Origin of the sequence: Gilvimarinus gilvus, from assembly GCF_030518155.1 — a bacterium.
Taxonomy (GTDB): Bacteria; Pseudomonadota; Gammaproteobacteria; order Pseudomonadales; family Cellvibrionaceae; genus Gilvimarinus; species Gilvimarinus gilvus.
The window spans coordinates 1-351 of record NZ_JAULRU010000299.1 but is presented as its reverse complement, the minus strand read 5'-3'; the positions used below and the strand labels follow the sequence as shown (position 1 = coordinate 351).

General features: G+C 39.9%; 2 tRNA genes. Both read right to left on the bottom strand.

Features of this window, described 5'->3' with window-relative positions:
* Nucleotides 1–60: 60 nt before the first annotated feature.
* A tRNA-Tyr gene (locus tag QWI17_RS04915) sits at nucleotides 61–141 on the bottom strand.
* A gap of 17 nt (nucleotides 142–158) precedes the next feature.
* Nucleotides 159–232 (bottom strand) — tRNA-Thr (locus QWI17_RS04910).
* Between the last annotated feature and the right edge of the window lie 119 nt (nucleotides 233–351).

Sequence of the window (351 nt, the reverse complement as noted above, 5' to 3'; positions counted from 1 at the left end):
AAGCTTTGCAAATTTAAAGATTAAATCCTAAACCACAAAAAATTTTAAAAATTAAGTTTGTGGGGAGAGCAGGATTCGAACCTGCGAAGGTTACCCAACGGATTTACAGTCCGTCCTCGTTGGCCGCTTGAGTATCTCCCCGACCTATATTTTTGCTGAGCCGATAGAGGGACTCGAACCCACGACCTGCTGATTACAAATCAGCTGCTCTAGCCAGCTGAGCTACATCGGCAAAAATATTATTATTTGAATATTTCAAATTGAAAACAGGAGATTCATTTCTCGAAAGAAGTGTTGTTCCTTTTTCGTGGTGCAATATTAGGGCAGTTTTTCGAATCTCGCAAATGTTTT